Here is an 18055-nt window from a genome sequence, read left to right on the forward strand (position 1 = left end):
TCTAAGGAGGGTTCATTCATGGTGAGTTTTGTGAAAAGTTTCGCAGATATGCAGAAATACGGAGGCAAGCCAACCACCTTTTATGATGCAGAGATGCTGACGGTGTATTGGGAGACCAAACCAGAGATTATCGAGCGTTTGTTGCCGAAGCCACTGAAGCCAACAAGCCGGCCGCTGGTAAATGCTTTTATCGCCAATTACCCAGCTACGAACTTTTGTCCACCTTATCGTGAAGCTGGATTGTTCGTTCTAGCGGACTATAACGGACAATTAGGCAACTACTGCCTGTCGATGCCTATTACAAGCGATATCGGGATGGCTATGGGCCGGGAAGTATGTGGGCTGCCTAAGAAAATGGCCGATGTGCGTATGAACACCTCAGAAGATGGCATTGATGGGGCAATCGGCCGGCATGGCATTGACTTTTTCAACGTAAAAGCCACTATGGATGGACACTTCAATGACAATGGAGCCGAGAAGATTCTGGAGGAATATTACGGCAAAGATATCCCTTTGTATAACATCAAATATGCCAATGCAATTGACGGAAACGGCTTCGATCTGATGCCAACCTTGGTCACACAGCGTTTAGTAAGTGAGGTTAAAGTCTATAAAGCGGCTGAAGCCTCTATCACCTTCCAAGACTCCCCGCATGATCCTTGGAGTGAGCTTGAAGTTGTGAATATGCTGGGCGCGGTTTACACCGTCAGTACAAATGTGCTTGAAAAAGGTAAAATTCTGGAGCCTCTGAATCCAATGGAGTATCTTCCATACTGCTATCTCCGCTGGGACTGGTGGGAGAACAATTTGCAACCTGTTTCCTCAGTATAAGCCTACGTGTTTGAAGTGAGTTTGTGCGAAATGAAACCGAAGAAGGATCGGCTAACTAAACATTAGGAGGAATTAGAATGACTAACCTTTTTGATTTGACGGGTAAGACAGCTATTATCGCAGGAGCATCCAGTGGGATCGGGGTACAATTCGCAGAGATGCTTGCTGAGCAAGGAGCAGACATTGCTATTTTGGCTAGAAGATATGACAAGCTTGTAGCAGTAGCCGAGGATATCCGGGCTAAATACCCTGAACGCAGAATAATTCCTATCGAGTGTGATGTAAGAAAAGAGGACCAGATTATTGTGGCTGTTCAAAAGGTTATGGAAGCCTTTGGCAAAATTGATATTCTGCTGAATAATGCTGGTGTGGTGGATGCGGTTCCGATTGAGGCGCTGGAAGAAGAAGCTTGGGATCGGGTACTGGATACGGATTTAAAAGGTGTTTTCCTGATGTCGAAACATGTGATCCGGCATATGAAGGAACGGAATTACGGCAAAATCGTCAATACAGCCTCAATGCTAGGCCTTACAGCTTCTGCTTCGGTTCCTACGCATTCTTACAATGCTGCTAAAGGTGGAGTGATCCATCTGACAAGAGGGGTGGCGGCAACTTACGCTAAGCATGGTATCACTGTTAATGCGATTGGACCAAGCTTGTTCAAAACTGAAATGACTGAGAATACGTTATTTGCAGAAAAAGCGCTAAAAATGTACAACGCAGTGTGTCCGATGGGGCGCCCTGGTAATCCGGGAGAATTAAACGGCGCCGTGCTCTACTTTGCTTCAGATGCTTCCAGCTACACTACAGGTCAGACCTTGTTTGTAGATGGCGGCTGGACAATTATATAGAGTTCATCTGGTTCTGTAAGCTCGGGGAATGATTGTAACTCCAAAAAAAGGGTATCTCAAAAGCCATGAAAGGGTGGCTGGGATACGCCTTTTTTTGCGTTGTACGATGAGCGGTGCTCCGCCAGTAACAAGAGAATTGCTGAATTTATCAGAAATTGTCGTTAATTTGCCTTAAAAAGTAGACATGACTACCTATGAGTGAGAAAATAGCATGTAGAGTTAGTAATAACTAAAAAGGACGGGATAACATCATGACAATTCGTTTCGGGGTCATTGGAACAAACTTTATTACAGACCGCTTCGTGCAAGCCGGCTTGGAGAATGAGGAGTTTATCCTGACAGCCGTGTACTCTCGCACAATGGAGAAAGGTCAGGCCTTTGCTGCTAAATATGCGGGAGCTACAATTTATACGAATTTGGAAGATATGGTGAAAAGCAAAGATGTAGATGCTATATATATTGCCAGCCCAAATTCTATGCATGCAGAACAAGCGATTATGTGCTTAAATCACGGCAAGCATGTGCTCTGCGAGAAACCGGCTGCATCCAACAGTACGGAGCTTAAAGCTATGATTGAAGCTGCGCGCACAAATGATGTGCTGCTGGTAGAGGCGATGAAATCGACCTTTATGCCGAACTTTGGAGTGATTCGTGATAATTTGTATAAACTCGGTCAAGTTCGCCGTTATTTTGCAAGTTACTGTAAGTACTCCTCCAGATATGATGCCTACCGGCAGGGGACTGTGTTAAATGCGTTTAATCCCGCTTTTTCCAATGGCTCGTTAATGGATCTTGGAGTGTACTGTTTGTATCCAATGGTAGTGCTCTTTGGCAAGCCTCAATCAGTACAGGCAGTGGGTGTCATGCTCTCGTCAGGTGTGGATGGTGAAGGAAGTCTCATTATGAAGTATGACGATATGGATGCGGTAGTTATGCACTCCAAGATTTCCGACTCCTATCTGCCAGCTGAGATTCATGGAGAGAACGGTACGATGGTGATCGACAAGATCAATGAGCCTTATCAGGTGAAAATTTACTATCGTGATGGTACAGTTGAGGAGCTTACGTTGCCTCAGGTGTTTGAACCTATGTATTATGAGGTTGAAGAATTCATCAACTTGATTAAGAATGGTGAACGGGAGAGCAGAATTAATACTCATGAGAACTCCATGGCCGCAGCAGAGATTATGGAGGAAGCCAGAGCACAGATCGGTCTCCGCTATGCCTCAGATTTATAATAAATAGAATGGGGAGCAGGACTTGAAGACTTTTAAAAAGGTTTATATTGAGATAACAAGCGTCTGCAACCTCGCCTGCAGCTTTTGTCCACAAACCGCCCGGACGAAAAATTTCATGAAGCTTGATACGTTTAATACGATATTGGATGAAATTAAACCACACAGCAATCATATTTATCTTCACGTCAAAGGGGAACCGTTGCTGCATCCCAAGATCGGTGAACTGTTGGATGCTGCTCATGCCAAAGGGTTCAAGGTTAATATTACAACCAATGGCACGTTAATTCATAAAGCCGGACCTAAAATTCTTGGTAAGCCCGCACTGCGTCAGATGAACTTTTCTCTGCACAGCTTTGATGGGCATGAAGGGTCAGAGAACCGTGAAGGCTATCTTTCAGAGATAATTTCTTTTGTACGGGAAGCCTCAGCGCAAGGGGTTATTATTTCTTTCCGCTTGTGGAATTTGACGGAGGATAATCTGACGAATCTGGAGAGAAACCGTAACCGTGAAACCCTTGCCCTGCTGGAGGAAGCCTTCAACTTGGATTTCAAGATTGAAGAAAAGGTTGTGCCTGGCAGTGGTGTCAAGATTGCCCCACGCGTCTACCTTAATCAGGATCATGAGTTCCGTTGGCCAGCGCTGAATGAGCCGGAAGATGACGGAAAAGGGTTCTGTCATGCCCTGCGGAGCCAAGCGGCAATCCTTGTGGATGGCACTGTTGTGCCATGCTGTCTGGATGGTGAAGGAGTAATTAATCTAGGCAACATCCATGAAACTCCGTTCTCAGAGATTGTAGAGGGGGAGCGGGCGAACAATTTATTCTATGGCTTCTCACGTAGAGAAGCGGTGGAGGAGCTGTGCCGCAAATGTGGGTATCGGCAGCGGTTCGGAACCTAATGATTGGAATGCAAACAGAACCGGGACATGGCTATTTCATGAGTCCTGGTTCTGTTTTTTAATTAACGGGATTGTATATATATAATAATAGGTCTTTATAGTCTCCACTTTGGAGCGAAGGAGGAGCATATGCTGAAATCACTGGAAGCCATCGCCTTATACCGTGAAGGTGTGCAAGATCATTTGGAGGATCACCTCTGGCTGAAGCTTATTGTCCAAGCGGAGGAGCAGATTGTAAATTTGGAACGTGTGGAATCTCTGGAGGAGCTGGATCGCAGGAATCCCGTACTGGACTATGTGGAACGTAGCTTGCAGATTCTGGACCAACTTCCCCGTTCTATTTGGATAAAAGAGCTGGTGGAAGAAACGTTAATTTGGTCAGAAACGGCTAAGGGAGGTACAGCAAAGGAGCGGCTGGTTTGGCAGAAGGAAGGGATCAATTGTTTTGTACATAATTTAGGTTCCGCACAGTTATATGAGAGATATTTAGGGAGGGCTGTCTCCGAGAAAGGTGCGATGATTCAGCGGCTTATTGAGACTCATGGACTTATAGGACAGCAAATTCGCGGAGAAGTGCCGCCGGAAGTCAATAAGCCACTCCATGATATAGTGGAAGATCAACTGCTGACCGCGGAGGAACTGGAACGCCTGCTGACCGTGCTCAATCATTGCATCATCGGAGCTGTGTCTCCCGAGTTATGGCAGAATGTGCAGCATGAAGTGAAGCAGCTTATTGAGCTGATTTCTTCAGGCAATCTTGCTAGTCCTATGCCGATGAAGGAACGACTGCGCAGAATGCGGCTGGGTCCGATCTCTAGAGGAGAGGATTTCACTACGGAATGGGCTAAGCTGACGCAGGAAGGTTTCCATGCTGAACGCTTGGAGTCATTAAGTAAGATTACCTTCTGGTATGTGGAATCTGCACTACAGACCTTTTCGCTGGAGCAATTTCTGAAGGTGATGGTGCTTGCTGCCCAGAGGGCGCAGAATCAATCCTTAAGCCATATAAGCTTCGAGCATGTCATGAACAGCATTTACTACGATTACAAGGGTGTTAAGAAGACCAATGTTTATAAGAAGCGGATTATCGAAAAATATTTAGCGGAGCTTACATGGAAGGATATCGAGCAAGGGACTTTGCCTGCTGAGAACCCTCACCTACTCTTGCGGCAATATTCTAAGGAACATCTGCCAGACACGGTATTTTTTCAATTCCAATTCTCGGCAGCGGCAGAGAAGCTGATCGAATTCTGTATGGAAGCTGAAAAATCACCCTTGTATGAACGTGCTGTATTGCTGTTATTCGATCTATTCGAGCTGCGCAGGGATGCTTTTGACCGTTTTCATAATGAAGATACCTACTTAAGCCAAATGAATAATACAGCAGATTATAAAGCTGTAATTCTAGATCATGTCACTGGACAAAAAGTGTTGGATATCGGTCCGGGCGGCGGTGTGCTGCTGGATTTACTGGAAGAGCGTATGCCCGAGGTTACTCCTATCGGCATTGATATATCAAGCAATGTAGTGGAAGCCTTGCGACAACGCAAGCAGCGGGAAGGTCGCCACTGGGAGGTGCTGCAGGGAGATGCGTTGAACCTTAAAGATTTCGTGGAGGCCGGAACGGTGGACACGGTAATTTTCTCTTCGATTTTGCATGAGCTATATTCTTATGTGCCGCTAAATGGTAATAAGTTCAATCACGACACCGTCTCCGCAGCTCTGCGAAGTGCCTTTGCTGTATTGTCAGCTGGCGGGGTTATCATTATCCGCGATGGGATCATGACTGAACCTGCATCATTGCTGCGGAGAGTTCGCTTTCTGGAAGAGGATGGTCTGGTGTGGCTGGAGCGTTATGCGAAGGATTTTGCTGGACGTCAGATTCAGTTTCAGAGATTAGGGGAACAAGAAGTGCTCATGCCCGTTAATGATGCCATGGAATTTTTATATACTTATACCTGGGGCGAAGAGGCTTATATTCACGAAGTCCAAGAACAGTTTGGTTATTTCACCCCTACGGAGTTTGCTTCATTTATTGAACAGATTTTAGGAGAGCAGGCAAAGATTGAGGTCTTGCGGCATTACTTGCAAGAAGGTTATACCGAAGCTTTGCGTGATAGAGTAAGGTTCATGGATGAGAGCGGACAGGAAGTGGCGCTGCCGGACAGCACCTGCTTTATTGTGATTCGGAAGGAATAGCCGAAAAATACATCAGCTGCATCTAAAAAAGCAATCGGCAGACCCTCTGATGCGGAGGAGGTCCGATTGCTTTTTTATATAGAGATTCTTGCCCTTGTTAGAGTAGTACTTCTAGCTGCGACTTATCAGATTCTTCGGCTAAACGTTGAATTTCTTGATAGGTAGCTAATTGTTCTGTCTGCTCATTGGTGTTCTCTTCAGAAGGTTTAATTTCTGTTGAACCTGCTTTATCGATCTGATCTTTAATTTTATCTCCCGTGTCTTTCATGGCATCGCCTAACGTTTCGTTCGTTTCCGATAGTTTAGTTTCGATTTTGGATAACTGTTCCCGTTTGGCTGTTGCGGAATGAGTAGAACGAGCCTCATCCAGCTCTATTTCCTTGGTCAGAACTTTTGCCTCGCCACGCATCTTAGTGTGGGTAGAAGAAACTACCTCCATTTGGCTAACATCTTGGCTTACAGAAACAATCGTATTCAATCTTTCGTTCTGTATCTCTTGCTCGGTTTTAGGTTCATCCTTTGGATTAGCTTTTTGAGCATCTTCTAAGTTCTTTTGTTGCTCTTCGAAGCTGTATTTTGCAATTTGTTGGTCAATCGTTTGGAGCTGCTTGTCGAACTCCTTAAGTTGATCTTGAATAGATTCGAGATTATGTGAACTTTTGGTAGTTCTTTCAATCAGACTGTTCTTACTGTCGATGATATTTTGTTTTTGTTTAAGCAGGGAGTTAACCATTCCGTCCATTTTGGATTGATTTTGAAAAGCAGCTTTTGCAGATTTACTTATTGATAATTTATCTCCATTACCATTACCATTACCACTAGTATTGCTGTTTGATTTCATAGTTTTATCATGAGTTTGGTGACTAACAGATACATTAAACCTCGTTCCCATAGATGAGGTCATATTCGTTATATGCATGGTTCATTATCCTCCTACGACGATAAGATCTATCTATAATATATCGGCAAATCAGCAGTAATATTTAATAAAGAGAGCTGTTAGCCGCAGCGTTGTTTGATGGACGCTTAACAGCTTTTTTGTCCAAACTATCCCGGAAGAGGAAGATATTTTCCATTTCAGGCTTTGTAATGTCTATTTACCGGTGAATTTTTGTCGAAAGTTAGAGGGAGAAATGCCTTCTTTCTTGGAGAAGCAGGAAGAGTAGTAAGTAATATGATGGAAGCCAACCTCTTCAGCGATGCGGGCAATGGACCAGGAAGTTTGAATTAACAGCCGTTTGGATTGTTCTAGACGATAGGACAGGAGATAGGCCATAGGGGTCACACCGTATATTTTTAGCATGTTTTTGGCGAGATAGTTGGGATGATAGTTAAGTTCTTTTTGAAGTAAGGAGTTAGAGACATCACGAGTATAATTTTGCCGAATGAACAATTCAATCTTCTCGGCAAGATGAATGGCGGTTGCATCGGATGCCTCGGCCAGATCGCGGTCCAAGAATTGCAGGAACTGTTGAAAGGAGGCTTGGCGCTTCCAGTTGCGCATCGACTGGGGTTCTTGTTCCAGATGGAAAAAGAACTCTAATACCTCCATTGCCTTCTCTGATATTTTCGTATACTTCGGAATAAAGATCGAGCATACATCGCAGTGATTTAAATAAGCTTTTTGTTTATGGCTTTCGATGAGCTCGCTCTGATTTTCCAGACATTCGTTCATATCCTGACACTCGATCCAGCTGCCGAAGGTTTGGAAATGAATCCAGATGATTTCTGTTTCGATAGGACAAGGGGCAAAGCCATAGTGATGGGCATCTGGACGAAGGATGAGGAATTCTCCTTCCTTTAGCTCCCAGTGCACCTCGTTCTCGGCGATGGGCAACATTCCCTTTTTAACAATGATTAGATCAAATACGCCGATGCAATTACGACTGATATGATAGTCTCCAGCATTGTAGTGAGCACGGCCACAGTCTATGAAATAAGGAATAGGCGGTGTGATAAAGCTAAGAATCGGTGAGTTCATCGCGAGCCTCCAATTGGAATCCATCGTTTTTTTATGATGTAGATGAAACTAGCCTGCACCTTTCCTGAACTCCGAAGGCGAGCATTTCATCGCTTTACGGAAAACCTTTATGAAATAGCTTACATTATCAAATCCGACCTCGAATGCGATGTCGGATATTTTTCTTTCACTTTGTTGCAGCAGATCGGCAGCCTGGCGAATCCGGTATGAGTTGATGTAATCGACCGGCGTTTTACGAGTCATCATTTTGAAGAAGCGGCAGAATTGCCCCTCGCTCATGGGAATAAGCTCTGATAGATCACGGGTACGTATCGGTTCCTGATAGTTATCTTGGATATAAAGGATCACCTTTTTAAGGCGGTTAATTTTGGTGGTATCAGCATCATCCGATTGGCTGCGGTTCTCAAATCGGCCCTCTGCGGTAATCTTGGAAAGCATGATTAGCAAAGTTCCTTTCATAAAGGTCTCAAATCCGGGCATTTTATTAGCGTATGCCTCCATCATTTGCTCCAGATGATGAAGCAGCTCCTGCTGCCAAGGGACATCGGGTGTAATATGTCTCGGAAAGCTCTGGCGTTTCTCTTGCAGTGGCAAAATCGCGTTTTGCTGGATCGTATCGTACTGGGCGCTAGCCAAAAGATCAGGCAGAAATACAAGCGCACAGAATTTGCAGGGGGTGTCTTCGTTCAGCACATAGGCGGCGTGTATATCGCCAGATTCGATAAATACCGCTTCGCCCGCGCGGAGTGGAAAATATTCTGTGTCTACTTGGAACAGAATTTCTCCTTCTAGCAGCATAAAGAACTCCGCTTCTTCATGCCAATGTGTATCGAGTACATGCGTTCCGGATGGAAGATCTATCCAATAAGCAGCGAGTGGAAACATACTATCTCCATGAACTCTGTTTTCTTTTAGCAAACTCTGAGTTGTACGGTCCATATAAAGGCCTCTTTTCTTAAAAAACATCAAAATAGTGTTATAAATGAGCTATATAGTATTAGTTTTGTTCATTTTTTATCGGTATAATGCAACTATAAACACCAAATTGAAAGGTGGCAAGTACACAATGAAATTTACTGATGGTCTCTGGCTGGTTCGTGAAGGTATCACGATTAACGGCGCAGTTCAAAATTATGTTGTAGAAAAGACTCCCGAAGGATTAACAGCAATTACACAAACGACTCCAATCACAGGGCGCGCAGCAACGCTGAATTCAACCCTGCTTACTGTAAAATTCCATTCCCCGCTTCCAGGCGTGGTAGGTATTAAAATTATTCATCATGATGGTGTACAGGAACGTGGTCCGGTTTTCGAACTGACTAAAGGTACTGGCGATCACGTGAAGATTGAAGAAACGGATCTCGAAACCGTGCTGATCAGCGGCGGACTTCGTGTAGTGATTCGCAAAGGCGAACAATGGGCGGTGGATTTCTATCGCGGCGAAGAACGTATTACAGGCAGTGGCTTTAAATCCATGGCTTACATCACCGACCAAGACGGCAACACATACATGCGTGATGAGCTGGATCTCGGCGTAGGCGAATTCGTATATGGTCTGGGCGAACGTTTTACCGCTTTCGTGAAAAATGGACAAACCGTTGATATCTGGAACAAAGACGGCGGCACTAGCTCTGAGCAAGCTTACAAAAACATTCCTTTCTACGTATCAAGCAAAGGTTATGGCGTATTCGTGAATCATCCGGAATTGGTTTCCTATGAAATCGCTTCAGAAAAAGTGAAAAAAGCCCAATTCAGCGTAGCTGGAGAAAGCTTGGAATACTTCGTGATTGATGGACCTACCATTAAAGACGTTATTAGCAACTATACTGCTCTTACAGGTAAACCAGCGCTTCCACCAGCATGGACTTTTGGGTTGTGGCTGACAACTTCGTTCACTACCAACTATGATGAAGAGACTGTAAATTCCTTCGTAGAAGGTATGGCAGAACGTGATCTGCCGCTGCATGTATTCCACTTTGACTGCTTCTGGATGCGTGAGTATCAATGGACTGATTTTGAATGGGATAAACGTGTATTCCCGGATCCAGAGGGCATGCTGAAACGCCTGAAGGAAAAAGGCCTGAAGATCTGCGTATGGATCAACTCTTATATTGGTCAACGTTCACGCTTGTTTGAAGAAGGCAAGAAAAACGGCTACCTGATCAAAAAGCCTAACGGCGATGTTTATCAATGTGACCTGTGGCAAGCGGGTATGGGACTGGTGGATTTCACTAACCCTGCGGCTTGTGAATGGTATGCCGGCTACCTGCGTGATTTGGTAGATATGGGCGTAGACAGCTTCAAGACAGACTTCGGTGAGCGGATTCCTACAGATGTAGTTTATTTCGACGGATCTGATCCGATGAAAATGCACAACTACTACACTCAACTGTACAACAAAGTTGTATTTGAAGTATTGGAAGAGAAGCTTGGTAAGAATGAGGCAGCATTGTTCGCACGTTCTGCAACTGCTGGCGGCCAACAATTCCCAGTTCACTGGGGCGGAGATTGCTACGCAGATTATGAATCCATGGCAGAAAGCCTTCGCGGCGGTTTGTCTCTGGGCTTGTCCGGTTTCGGTTTCTGGAGTCACGATATCGGTGGTTTCGAGAACACTGCTCCGGCACATGTATTTAAACGCTGGTTAGCTTTTGGACTGTTGTCCAGCCACAGCCGTCTGCACGGCAGCACTTCGTACCGTGTGCCTTGGGCGTACGATGATGAAGCTTGTGATGTTACCCGCTTCTTCACGAAGCTTAAATGCAGCTTGATGCCTTACCTGTATGATGTGGCTGGGCAGGCTGCAGAGCATGGCTGGGCTTCTATGCGGGCGATGGTTATGGAATTCCCGGAAGATCCAACATGCGAAGTGCTCGATCGCCAATACATGCTGGGTGATTCCTTGCTCGTAGCGCCTATTTTCCAAGAAAACGGCGAAGTGAAATACTATCTGCCAGCAGGTCGCTGGACTCACCTGTTATCTGGTGAAACTGTACAAGGCGGATCATGGCGCAAAGAGAAATATGATTTCTTCAGCCTGCCACTGTTCGTTCGTCAGAACTCCTTGCTGGCAATCGGCAGCATCGACAACAAACCGGATTATGACTTTGCGGATGGCGTGAAATTTGGCCTATATTCACTTGAAGAAGGTACTACTACTTCTGCAACCGTACGTGATCTTAAAGGTGCTCCTGAATTGACTGTGAAGGCTGCCCGCAAAGGCAACAGCGTAACAGTTACTGCAGAAGGCAGCGGTAAAGAATTCTCGCTTTCCCTTAAAGATCTGGGAGCTATCGCTTCCGTAGAAGGTGCAGAGCAAGTGGATGAGACTACAGTGAAAGTAAACGCGGGTGCAAAATCTGTATCGTTTACCATTACACTGAAATAAGATGATTTCTTAAAGCATATTGATATAGCCATAACCTCTCTTGTAGACTGGGTGAACGATCCGTTCCCTGGTTTATAGGAGAGGTTTTAGTGTTACAATCTTAACTAATAACGGGGGAAACGTTATGAATACTAATTTAATTAAGGGAAGTGGAGTTTTGAATCAGACGGACTATACCTCTGCTACGGTTCTTTCAACCGCCGCTAATTTTATTATGAATAGGCAAGAACCTTTTACACATACCTTCCGGACTTATATTCGTTTACGGGAAAACGGCCCGGTGCAGCTGAAATTTTGGCATAGCAATGCGGTGGATTCCACCTGGGACCAAGGGCTTGAAGCTTCGGGCAGCGAGCCTGGGGGCAGTTGGGTAATCGAATCGGCTTTTATCGCGGATGGAGGGACTGAGCCAAACGGAGCTATTATTGAGCATACACAACATGCTGTCACCTTTGAAGGCAATGTCTCCAAGTCAGTAGCGGCCGGTGAATGCTTCTGGAGTGATGAGACAAGTATCAATCTTCCCGATGACCATTACTTAGCATTTACATGGACAATTAAGACAACTACTGAGGGCAAATCCATTCCTTTCAACGTAGAAGGGATGCTGGCAACCGCTTATGATGCGCCCGGAAATCTGGCTACACAGGAATCAGCCGATGGGTTTACAGAATCCGACAAGCTTTTGGTACTGCCAAGCTATATCGGGTATAAGAAAGCTGTGAATAAGAAGCTAGTATTTTTGGGAGATTCGATTACTCAAGGTGTGCGGACATTAAAGGACGGATACGAATATTGGGCAGCGAGAATTGCGGATGGTCTTGGTGCAGAGATTGGCGTATGGAATCTCGGCTCAGGCTGGGCTAGAGCGTATGATGTGGCTGCGGATGGCCCTTGGCTTCACAAAGCTAAACAGAGTGATGAACTGATGATTGTCCTCGGCGTAAATGATATTGATATTGGCTGCCGCTCTGCAGATGAGTTACTTGGTGATCTGACAACTATTATTGCTAAGATCAAAACAGCAAATGCTGATGCTAGTATTATTCTAAGTACGGTGCCGCCGTTTAATTTTCAGGAGGCAAGAGAAGAAACTTGGCGTAGAGTGAATCATGAAATCCTGACTAACCCACCCGTTGGAGTAGACCGTGTGTTTGATATAGCAAGCCTATTATCGTTGCCTGCACCAGACGATCACCGGATCAGACCGGAATATATGAGTGGACAAGACGACCCGCATCCGAACGGCATAGCCGGTAAGACGGTTGCGGACGCCTTTTTAAACTGGTATTGATCAACTCTTAAATGTGTCCCGGTAGTCCTTAGGTGAAGATCCAACCTGCTTCTTAAACACTTTGCTGAAATATTTAACATCATGAAAACCGACCATTTCGGAGATTTGGGCCAGCTTCAGACGAGGATTCTGCAACAGTAGCTTAGCTTTATCTATTCGGATATTAACAATAAAGTCGGAGAAGTTAATCCCGTATTCCTGTTTGAATCGGCGGGAAATATATTCACGGCTAACAAAAAACTTTCCGGCCACTTCCTGTAAGGACAGGTCAGAAGCGTAATTAAGCTCGATGTATTTGACGATATCATGCATCGGATTACGTTCTTTAGCTTGTTTCAGGGCGATTACTTCGGCCAGCTCCTGCATTAGGGTATACGACCAGTCACGCCAAGCGAATAAGGAGAACGAGTAACCGTTCGTATAAGGAGCTGGGTGAAGCTGGTCGGCCTGTTCAAGCTCGGCCAGTGCGCCTTCAGCTTCAGGGCCTAACATTTCCCGTACCAGCTGGGAACGAAATAGTAGAGCATCATTTTTCCATGAGTTTAGGATTTCTGGTGTCACAACCCCGCCTCGGCTAAGCTCATCTACCCAGTGCTGCGCAGCTGTTGATAATATCTCTGGACTTCCGCTGATGACTGCCATTTTCCAATCTTCCTTGACGTCAGCAAAGTTCGTTGTTGATACATTACCGCGAACCTCTGCTTTGGCGATCTCTTTACGATCTCTGAATTCTTCGGAGGAAGAGGAGAAATGGCAGTAATCCTCATGAATTAATAAGTTTCGGCGCTGTAAGGCCTCTGCCACCTCTGCACGCTGATAAGGTAACTGCTTAGGTAAGTTGCCGATGCTGCTGATTCCAAAATGCATTCGGACCTGCAAGGTAGAGTAGATGCCATGATTGATTCTGCCTATTAGCTCGACAACAGAGGTTTGAATATCCCACAGAATAATCGCAATCTCCGGAGGACCTCCCCAATAACGAAAAGCAACACCCTTATGCGGACTGTGCAAAAATTCATTACAAATATTGACGATAGCGTAGTTCATTAGCTCGGTGTCTCCGCCAAAACGTTTAATCAACGGATTGTTACCCGCATCTGTCTGCACCAATATTAACCGAGCGGAATGGATGTTTTCCGGAATGATACCATCACTGCATAACCTCCGCAAAGATAAATCAGAATTGATCGGATCATCAATTAGTGCAGATAATAGCTTTTCCCCATAAATGGGCTTGAACTCATTAAGCTGAATACTCTGTTTCTGCCGTTCGCTTCGGTCGTCTTCTTCTGAGCGCCAGGCTGCAACTGCTTTAGTTACCGCTACATTGATTGCCTCGGCTTCGATAGGTTTCAGGATATAATCAATACCCCCATGCCGCACAGTCTGCCGTACGAACTCAAAATCATTATGTCCACTGACTACAATAAACTTAGTGTTGCCGGCGAATTCGTTCACCCAGGTCATTAACTCTATCCCATTACCTGATTCCATCATCATATCCATAATGACTAATGCTGGTTTAGCCTGCCGGATGATCTCGATGGCTTCATTTCCATTTCCGGCTTCCAGAATTTCATCTATTTGATGGGCGTCCCAGTCGACAAGCAGTCTGACTGCCTTTCTAACTCTTGCCTCGTCATCAACAATCAACGCCTTCATATCTTTTCACGCTCCGCTATAATTTCAATTTCCAATTTCACTACTACTCCGCCCGCTCTAAGGTTATCCACAGTTAAAGTGGCGCTATCTCCGCACACAAACTTGAGTCGAGCCAGAACGTTCGGCAGACCAATACCTGATCCTGTAGCTTCCTTGGTTTGCTCTGTATTTCTTAATAAATCTATATCTGTTCTAGTAGGATGCTGTAGCTTCTGCTTTAAAAGATCTAACTTCGCTGAAGGGATCGCATTTCCGTTATTTTGGATACAGATTTCCATCCGGTTGTCATCCACTCTTGCTGCGGTGATTTCAATGAATCCGTCACTGCGGGAAAGATTAAAGCCGTGTTTGAAATAATTTTCTACAATAGGCTGTAAAATCATTTTCGGCATAAACGTCTCTAAAAGTGATTCCTCCATATCGTAGCGGAAACTGAACTTATTTTCAAAACGTTCCTTTTGCAGTTCAATGTAGGCTTTGACATGATCCAGCTCATCCTTAACAGTTACGATCTTCTCCTCATTGTACATGCTGTAGCGCATCATTTTGGCTAGAGCTGAAAGAAGTGAGTAAATTTGGGGCACTTTAAGCTCTAAGGCCAGCGTGCCAATGATCTGTAACGTGTTATTCAGAAAATGCGGGTTGATTTGTGCCTGCAGTGCCCGCAGTTCATTGGTCTTATTGGACAATTCCAGCTTGTACTCTCTTAAAATCAGGTTGTTGATCGTGTCCATCATACTGCGGAATCGCTCGGTAACCACGCCAATCTCATCTTTGCCCATAGGTTGAATTTCAACATCAAGATTACCGGTCTGCACCTGATTCATGTAACGAGTCAACTGCTTGATAGGAGCCGTGATTCGAAAAGAGATCAGGGTGGTTAACGTGGCAATTGTAATCAAAAGTAGAACAAGGAGGATTATATTGATCGCAGCCGCCTCATTGGCTTCCCGGAAAAGATAGGACGTAGGAATCTGCTTCACGAGGGTCCAATTTAAACCTTGGGTTTCGATTCTTTGGTAAATAAACACAGCATCTTCCTCTTCAAAATACCCTTGCGAGCTTTGAGTTGTGGCGATTTGCTTGTTGTACCAAGAAGCGTGTAGGCGCTTGCCGTATTCCTCACTGTTGCTTCCGTATACAATCCTGCCATCGCCATCCAGCAGCCAAATGTTCTCCTGCTTCTGATCATATAACTGGCTGACGATGTCGGTAAGAGCCGTTAGCTTAACATCGATCGACAGGAAGCCGAGTGGAGTGGTAGTTGGAATCCTTTCAATTCGTCTATGCAATGTGAACACAGGCTCCGGTATGAGTTGCGGGATAGGTGAAGTTAGGCCATAGCTGTGACTTATATGTGTACTTTGTATAAACACAGGAGAACTGCTAGTGATCTCTGAGTCGGCATAAGGGGGGATACCCTGCCAACGTTTGGGTGTATTTTGGGTGAGCAAAGTGGCTTTTCTATCCTTGACACCGTAAAGATACACCTGGGATATATCTGGCATGGATGAAGAAATGTAATTTAGAGAAGAATAAATTCGTGTGTTTGCTGCCATATCCTCGTATCCCGCTTCGAGCAATCTGTAGAAATCTGAATCTGAATAGACGATAAGGGAGAGACGATTGATCTCCTGAATCAGACTTTCGATGTTTCTATTGCCTTGAAAGAGGAGGTTCGTATTCTCATCTACTGCCCTTGTTCTTAGGGATTGAGTGCTATAGTGATAGCTAATAAACATGGTGGCCATAATACAGATTAACGTTGGCAGTAGGATAAAAACGATCAATTTTGTGCGAATCGTGTTCCATTTCATCGAAATTTGTCACATCCGATCAATATTTTACACCTGAAAGATCACTTTAGTAGGTGTGAGGTACCCTGAAAAAAACAGATAATATGTGTATAAAGCATAAACAAGTAAGTGAGCAAAAGAAAGGGGGGGGCAATAAATGCGCGGCACTAAGTTGTCCCAGTTAGGTCAACAGCTTTTTTTCGTTGGTCCGGCAGTTTTGTTTTTTACCTTAATAACGATTATCCCATTTTTGATGGGGATGTATTACTCTTTCACAGATTGGAACGGTGTATCCGGTAATGTAAGTTGGGTCGGATTTCAAAACTTTTCCACTATTTTCTCAAATGACCCTGACTTCTGGTCTTCCTTTTGGTTCACGGTAAGATTTACGGTGTTAGGTGTGATTTTGACTAACGTGGTAGGCTTCTTCTTAGCTTATCTGTTAACTAAACCTTTAAAGACACGTAACATGCTTCGGACTATTTTCTTTATGCCGAACGTTATCGGGGGATTGTTGCTTGGTTTCATCTGGCAATTTATCTTCATCAAAGGGTTCGCCACTATGGGCGACCTGACAGGATGGTCCTTCTTTAATCTTCCTTGGCTCGGTGATGCCACAACAGGATTCTGGGCGATTGTAATGGTCTTTGTTTGGCAGTCTTCCGGTTATCTAATGGTTATCTACATTGCCTCGTTGAGTAACGTATCTAAAGAAGTACTAGAAGCGGCTGATATTGATGGTGCTTCCCGTTGGCAGGTGCTACGCAATATCGTAGTTCCACTAATTATGCCTGCTGTAACTATCGGATTATTCTTGGCCATTTCCTGGTCATTCAAAATGTTTGACCTTAACTTGTCCTTGACGAAGGGCGGACCGTTCAAATCGACGGAATCCGTTGCTATGAATATTTACAATGAAGCCTTCCTGAACAATCGTTACGGGCTGGGTACTGCAAAAGCGCTGCTGTTCTTTGTAATTGTAGCCATCATTACTCTGATTCAGGTCCGTATCACGAAGAGCAAGGAGGTTGAAGCGTAATGAAACCTACGGAAAAAAAGAGATGGAATATTGGTACGGAAGTGATAATGATCCTTCTGGCGCTGCTCTTTCTCTTTCCATTCTATTTCTTGCTCGCAAACTCGGTGAAATCCTTCGGTGAAATTCTGAGTGATGCGGCAAGCTGGCCAAAAGTATTTATGTGGTCGAACTATTCAACCGCCTGGAAATTAGCCCGTTTCGGTGAAGCATTCCGAAACTCGGTTATTATCACAGTGATCAGTGTTATTCTAATCTCTCTGTTCAGTGCGATGGCATCCTATCGTATGGTTCGGGCGAATACGAAATTCAATCAGTTCTTGCTGCTTATCTTTGTAGCAGCAATGGTAGTTCCGTTCCAAACGATTATGATTCCTATTCTGAAGGTCGTAAATGTTATTGGAGTGAACAACTCTTTCCTTGGTTTGATTATCACGAATCTAGGAATCAGTGTTCCGATGGCGATCTTCCTGTTCCACGGCTTTATCAAGTCCGTTCCTCTTGAAATTGAAGAGGCGGCTACAGTAGATGGATGTAATCCTATTACCGTGTTCTTCCGTATTGTGCTTCCTTTGCTGAAGCCAATGGTGATGACAACAATCGTGCTAAACGCACTTGGAATATGGAATGACTATCTGTTGCCATCCTTGATTCTTCAGGCACCAGAGCTTCGGACCATTCCACTAGCGACTTTCTCCTTCTTTGGTCAATACACCAAACAATGGGATATGGCACTTCCGGCTCTCGTAATAGGGGTCGCACCAATTATCATTTTCTACCTGTTTATGCAACGTTACATTGTTGAGGGAATAGCGGCTGGCTCGGTGAAAGGTTAACACCGAGCCCTCCGTTCCAAATATTTTTTAAGCAGTCCACTATTT

General features: G+C 44.7%; 14 protein-coding genes. 9 read left to right on the plus strand and 5 right to left on the minus strand.

Features of this window, described 5'->3' with window-relative positions:
• Nucleotides 1-18: 18 nt before the first annotated feature.
• From NSQ55_RS04490 to NSQ55_RS04510, 5 genes are all read left to right on the plus strand, one after another.
• Nucleotides 19-831, plus strand: coding sequence for an acetoacetate decarboxylase family protein (locus NSQ55_RS04490; protein ID WP_081386450.1), 813 nt, complete (start codon nucleotides 19-21; stop codon nucleotides 829-831).
• A gap of 77 nt (nucleotides 832-908) precedes the next feature.
• Entirely contained in the window at nucleotides 909-1682 is a 774-nt protein-coding gene (locus NSQ55_RS04495; RefSeq protein WP_036680744.1) for a glucose 1-dehydrogenase, read from the plus strand.
• Between the two features lie 251 nt (nucleotides 1683-1933).
• On the plus strand, nucleotides 1934-2920 hold the full coding sequence (locus tag NSQ55_RS04500) for a Gfo/Idh/MocA family oxidoreductase (protein WP_038568824.1): 987 nt from the start codon (nucleotides 1934-1936) through the stop codon (nucleotides 2918-2920).
• Nucleotides 2921-2942: 22 nt separating this feature from the next.
• On the plus strand, nucleotides 2943-3818 hold the full coding sequence (locus tag NSQ55_RS04505) for a radical SAM/SPASM domain-containing protein (protein WP_036680750.1): 876 nt from the start codon (nucleotides 2943-2945) through the stop codon (nucleotides 3816-3818).
• A 129-nt stretch (nucleotides 3819-3947) separates the two neighbouring features.
• Nucleotides 3948-6017 (plus strand): class I SAM-dependent methyltransferase, encoded by a 2070-nt coding sequence (locus NSQ55_RS04510; RefSeq protein ID WP_076194391.1) that lies wholly within the window; start codon nucleotides 3948-3950, stop codon nucleotides 6015-6017.
• Between the two features lie 97 nt (nucleotides 6018-6114).
• On the opposite strand, the gene NSQ55_RS04515 is transcribed toward NSQ55_RS04510, so the two are convergent.
• From NSQ55_RS04515 to NSQ55_RS04525, 3 genes are all read right to left on the minus strand, one after another.
• Complete coding sequence (locus NSQ55_RS04515) at nucleotides 6115-6936, minus strand: hypothetical protein (RefSeq protein ID WP_339171534.1); 822 nt, start codon at nucleotides 6934-6936, stop codon at nucleotides 6115-6117.
• 174 nt (nucleotides 6937-7110) lie between these two features.
• The gene (locus NSQ55_RS04520) at nucleotides 7111-7998 is read right to left on the minus strand and encodes a helix-turn-helix transcriptional regulator (RefSeq protein ID WP_339171537.1); all 888 of its coding nucleotides are present in this window, start codon (nucleotides 7996-7998) and stop codon (nucleotides 7111-7113) included.
• Between the two features lie 48 nt (nucleotides 7999-8046).
• Nucleotides 8047-8937, minus strand: coding sequence for an AraC family transcriptional regulator (locus NSQ55_RS04525; protein ID WP_339171540.1), 891 nt, complete (start codon nucleotides 8935-8937; stop codon nucleotides 8047-8049).
• Between the two features lie 127 nt (nucleotides 8938-9064).
• Between NSQ55_RS04525 and yicI the strand changes: the two genes are divergently transcribed.
• Nucleotides 9065-11386: an alpha-xylosidase gene (gene yicI, locus NSQ55_RS04530; RefSeq protein WP_076129610.1), complete on the plus strand. Its 2322-nt coding sequence runs from the start codon at nucleotides 9065-9067 to the stop codon at nucleotides 11384-11386.
• Nucleotides 11387-11510: 124 nt separating this feature from the next.
• The gene (locus NSQ55_RS04535) at nucleotides 11511-12680 is read left to right on the plus strand and encodes a GDSL-type esterase/lipase family protein (protein ID WP_339171544.1); all 1170 of its coding nucleotides are present in this window, start codon (nucleotides 11511-11513) and stop codon (nucleotides 12678-12680) included.
• Here the strand turns inward: NSQ55_RS04535 and NSQ55_RS04540 are convergent, their stop codons facing one another.
• Both NSQ55_RS04540 and NSQ55_RS04545 read right to left on the minus strand, forming a co-directional pair.
• Nucleotides 12681-14342 carry a helix-turn-helix domain-containing protein gene (locus NSQ55_RS04540; protein ID WP_339171547.1) on the minus strand — a complete coding sequence of 554 codons (1662 nt, stop codon included), beginning with the start codon at nucleotides 14340-14342 and terminating at the stop codon, nucleotides 12681-12683.
• The gene (locus tag NSQ55_RS04545; protein ID WP_076129607.1) at nucleotides 14339-16159 is read right to left on the minus strand and encodes a sensor histidine kinase; all 1821 of its coding nucleotides are present in this window, start codon (nucleotides 16157-16159) and stop codon (nucleotides 14339-14341) included. The genes NSQ55_RS04540 and NSQ55_RS04545 overlap by 4 nt, the downstream gene beginning before the upstream one ends.
• Nucleotides 16160-16295: 136 nt before the next feature.
• Here NSQ55_RS04545 and NSQ55_RS04550 point away from each other — a divergent pair, with 136 nt between their 5' ends.
• Together NSQ55_RS04550 and NSQ55_RS04555 are read left to right on the plus strand one after the other, a co-directional pair.
• Complete coding sequence (locus NSQ55_RS04550; RefSeq protein ID WP_036680772.1) at nucleotides 16296-17177, plus strand: sugar ABC transporter permease; 882 nt, start codon at nucleotides 16296-16298, stop codon at nucleotides 17175-17177.
• A complete protein-coding gene (locus tag NSQ55_RS04555; RefSeq protein WP_339171550.1) occupies nucleotides 17177-18010 on the plus strand; it encodes a carbohydrate ABC transporter permease in 834 nt (277 codons plus the stop codon). Before NSQ55_RS04550 ends, NSQ55_RS04555 begins: the two co-directional genes overlap by 1 nt.
• The last annotated feature ends 45 nt before the right edge of the window (nucleotides 18011-18055 follow it).

The organism is Paenibacillus sp. FSL H7-0943, from assembly GCF_037963265.1.
GTDB classification, from domain to species: domain Bacteria; phylum Bacillota; class Bacilli; order Paenibacillales; family Paenibacillaceae; genus Paenibacillus_AQ; species Paenibacillus_AQ odorifer.

Bases quoted from the DNA above. Each gene is read 5' to 3' on its own strand.
- NSQ55_RS04490 (WP_081386450.1), top strand. From the start codon at position 19: ATGGTGAGTTTTGTGAAAAGTTTCGCAGATATGCAGAAATACGGAGGC.
- NSQ55_RS04495 (WP_036680744.1), top strand. From the start codon at position 909: ATGACTAACCTTTTTGATTTGACGGGTAAGACAGCTATTATCGCAGGA.
- NSQ55_RS04500 (WP_038568824.1), top strand. From the start codon at position 1,934: ATGACAATTCGTTTCGGGGTCATTGGAACAAACTTTATTACAGACCGC.
- NSQ55_RS04510 (WP_076194391.1), top strand. From the start codon at position 3,948: ATGCTGAAATCACTGGAAGCCATCGCCTTATACCGTGAAGGTGTGCAA.
- NSQ55_RS04515 (WP_339171534.1), bottom strand. From the start codon at position 6,936: ATGCATATAACGAATATGACCTCATCTATGGGAACGAGGTTTAATGTA.
- NSQ55_RS04520 (WP_339171537.1), bottom strand. From the start codon at position 7,998: ATGAACTCACCGATTCTTAGCTTTATCACACCGCCTATTCCTTATTTC.
- NSQ55_RS04525 (WP_339171540.1), bottom strand. From the start codon at position 8,937: ATGGACCGTACAACTCAGAGTTTGCTAAAAGAAAACAGAGTTCATGGA.
- yicI (WP_076129610.1), top strand. From the start codon at position 9,065: ATGAAATTTACTGATGGTCTCTGGCTGGTTCGTGAAGGTATCACGATT.
- NSQ55_RS04535 (WP_339171544.1), top strand. From the start codon at position 11,511: ATGAATACTAATTTAATTAAGGGAAGTGGAGTTTTGAATCAGACGGAC.
- NSQ55_RS04540 (WP_339171547.1), bottom strand. From the start codon at position 14,342: ATGAAGGCGTTGATTGTTGATGACGAGGCAAGAGTTAGAAAGGCAGTC.
- NSQ55_RS04545 (WP_076129607.1), bottom strand. From the start codon at position 16,159: ATGAAATGGAACACGATTCGCACAAAATTGATCGTTTTTATCCTACTG.
- NSQ55_RS04550 (WP_036680772.1), top strand. From the start codon at position 16,296: ATGCGCGGCACTAAGTTGTCCCAGTTAGGTCAACAGCTTTTTTTCGTT.
- NSQ55_RS04555 (WP_339171550.1), top strand. From the start codon at position 17,177: ATGAAACCTACGGAAAAAAAGAGATGGAATATTGGTACGGAAGTGATA.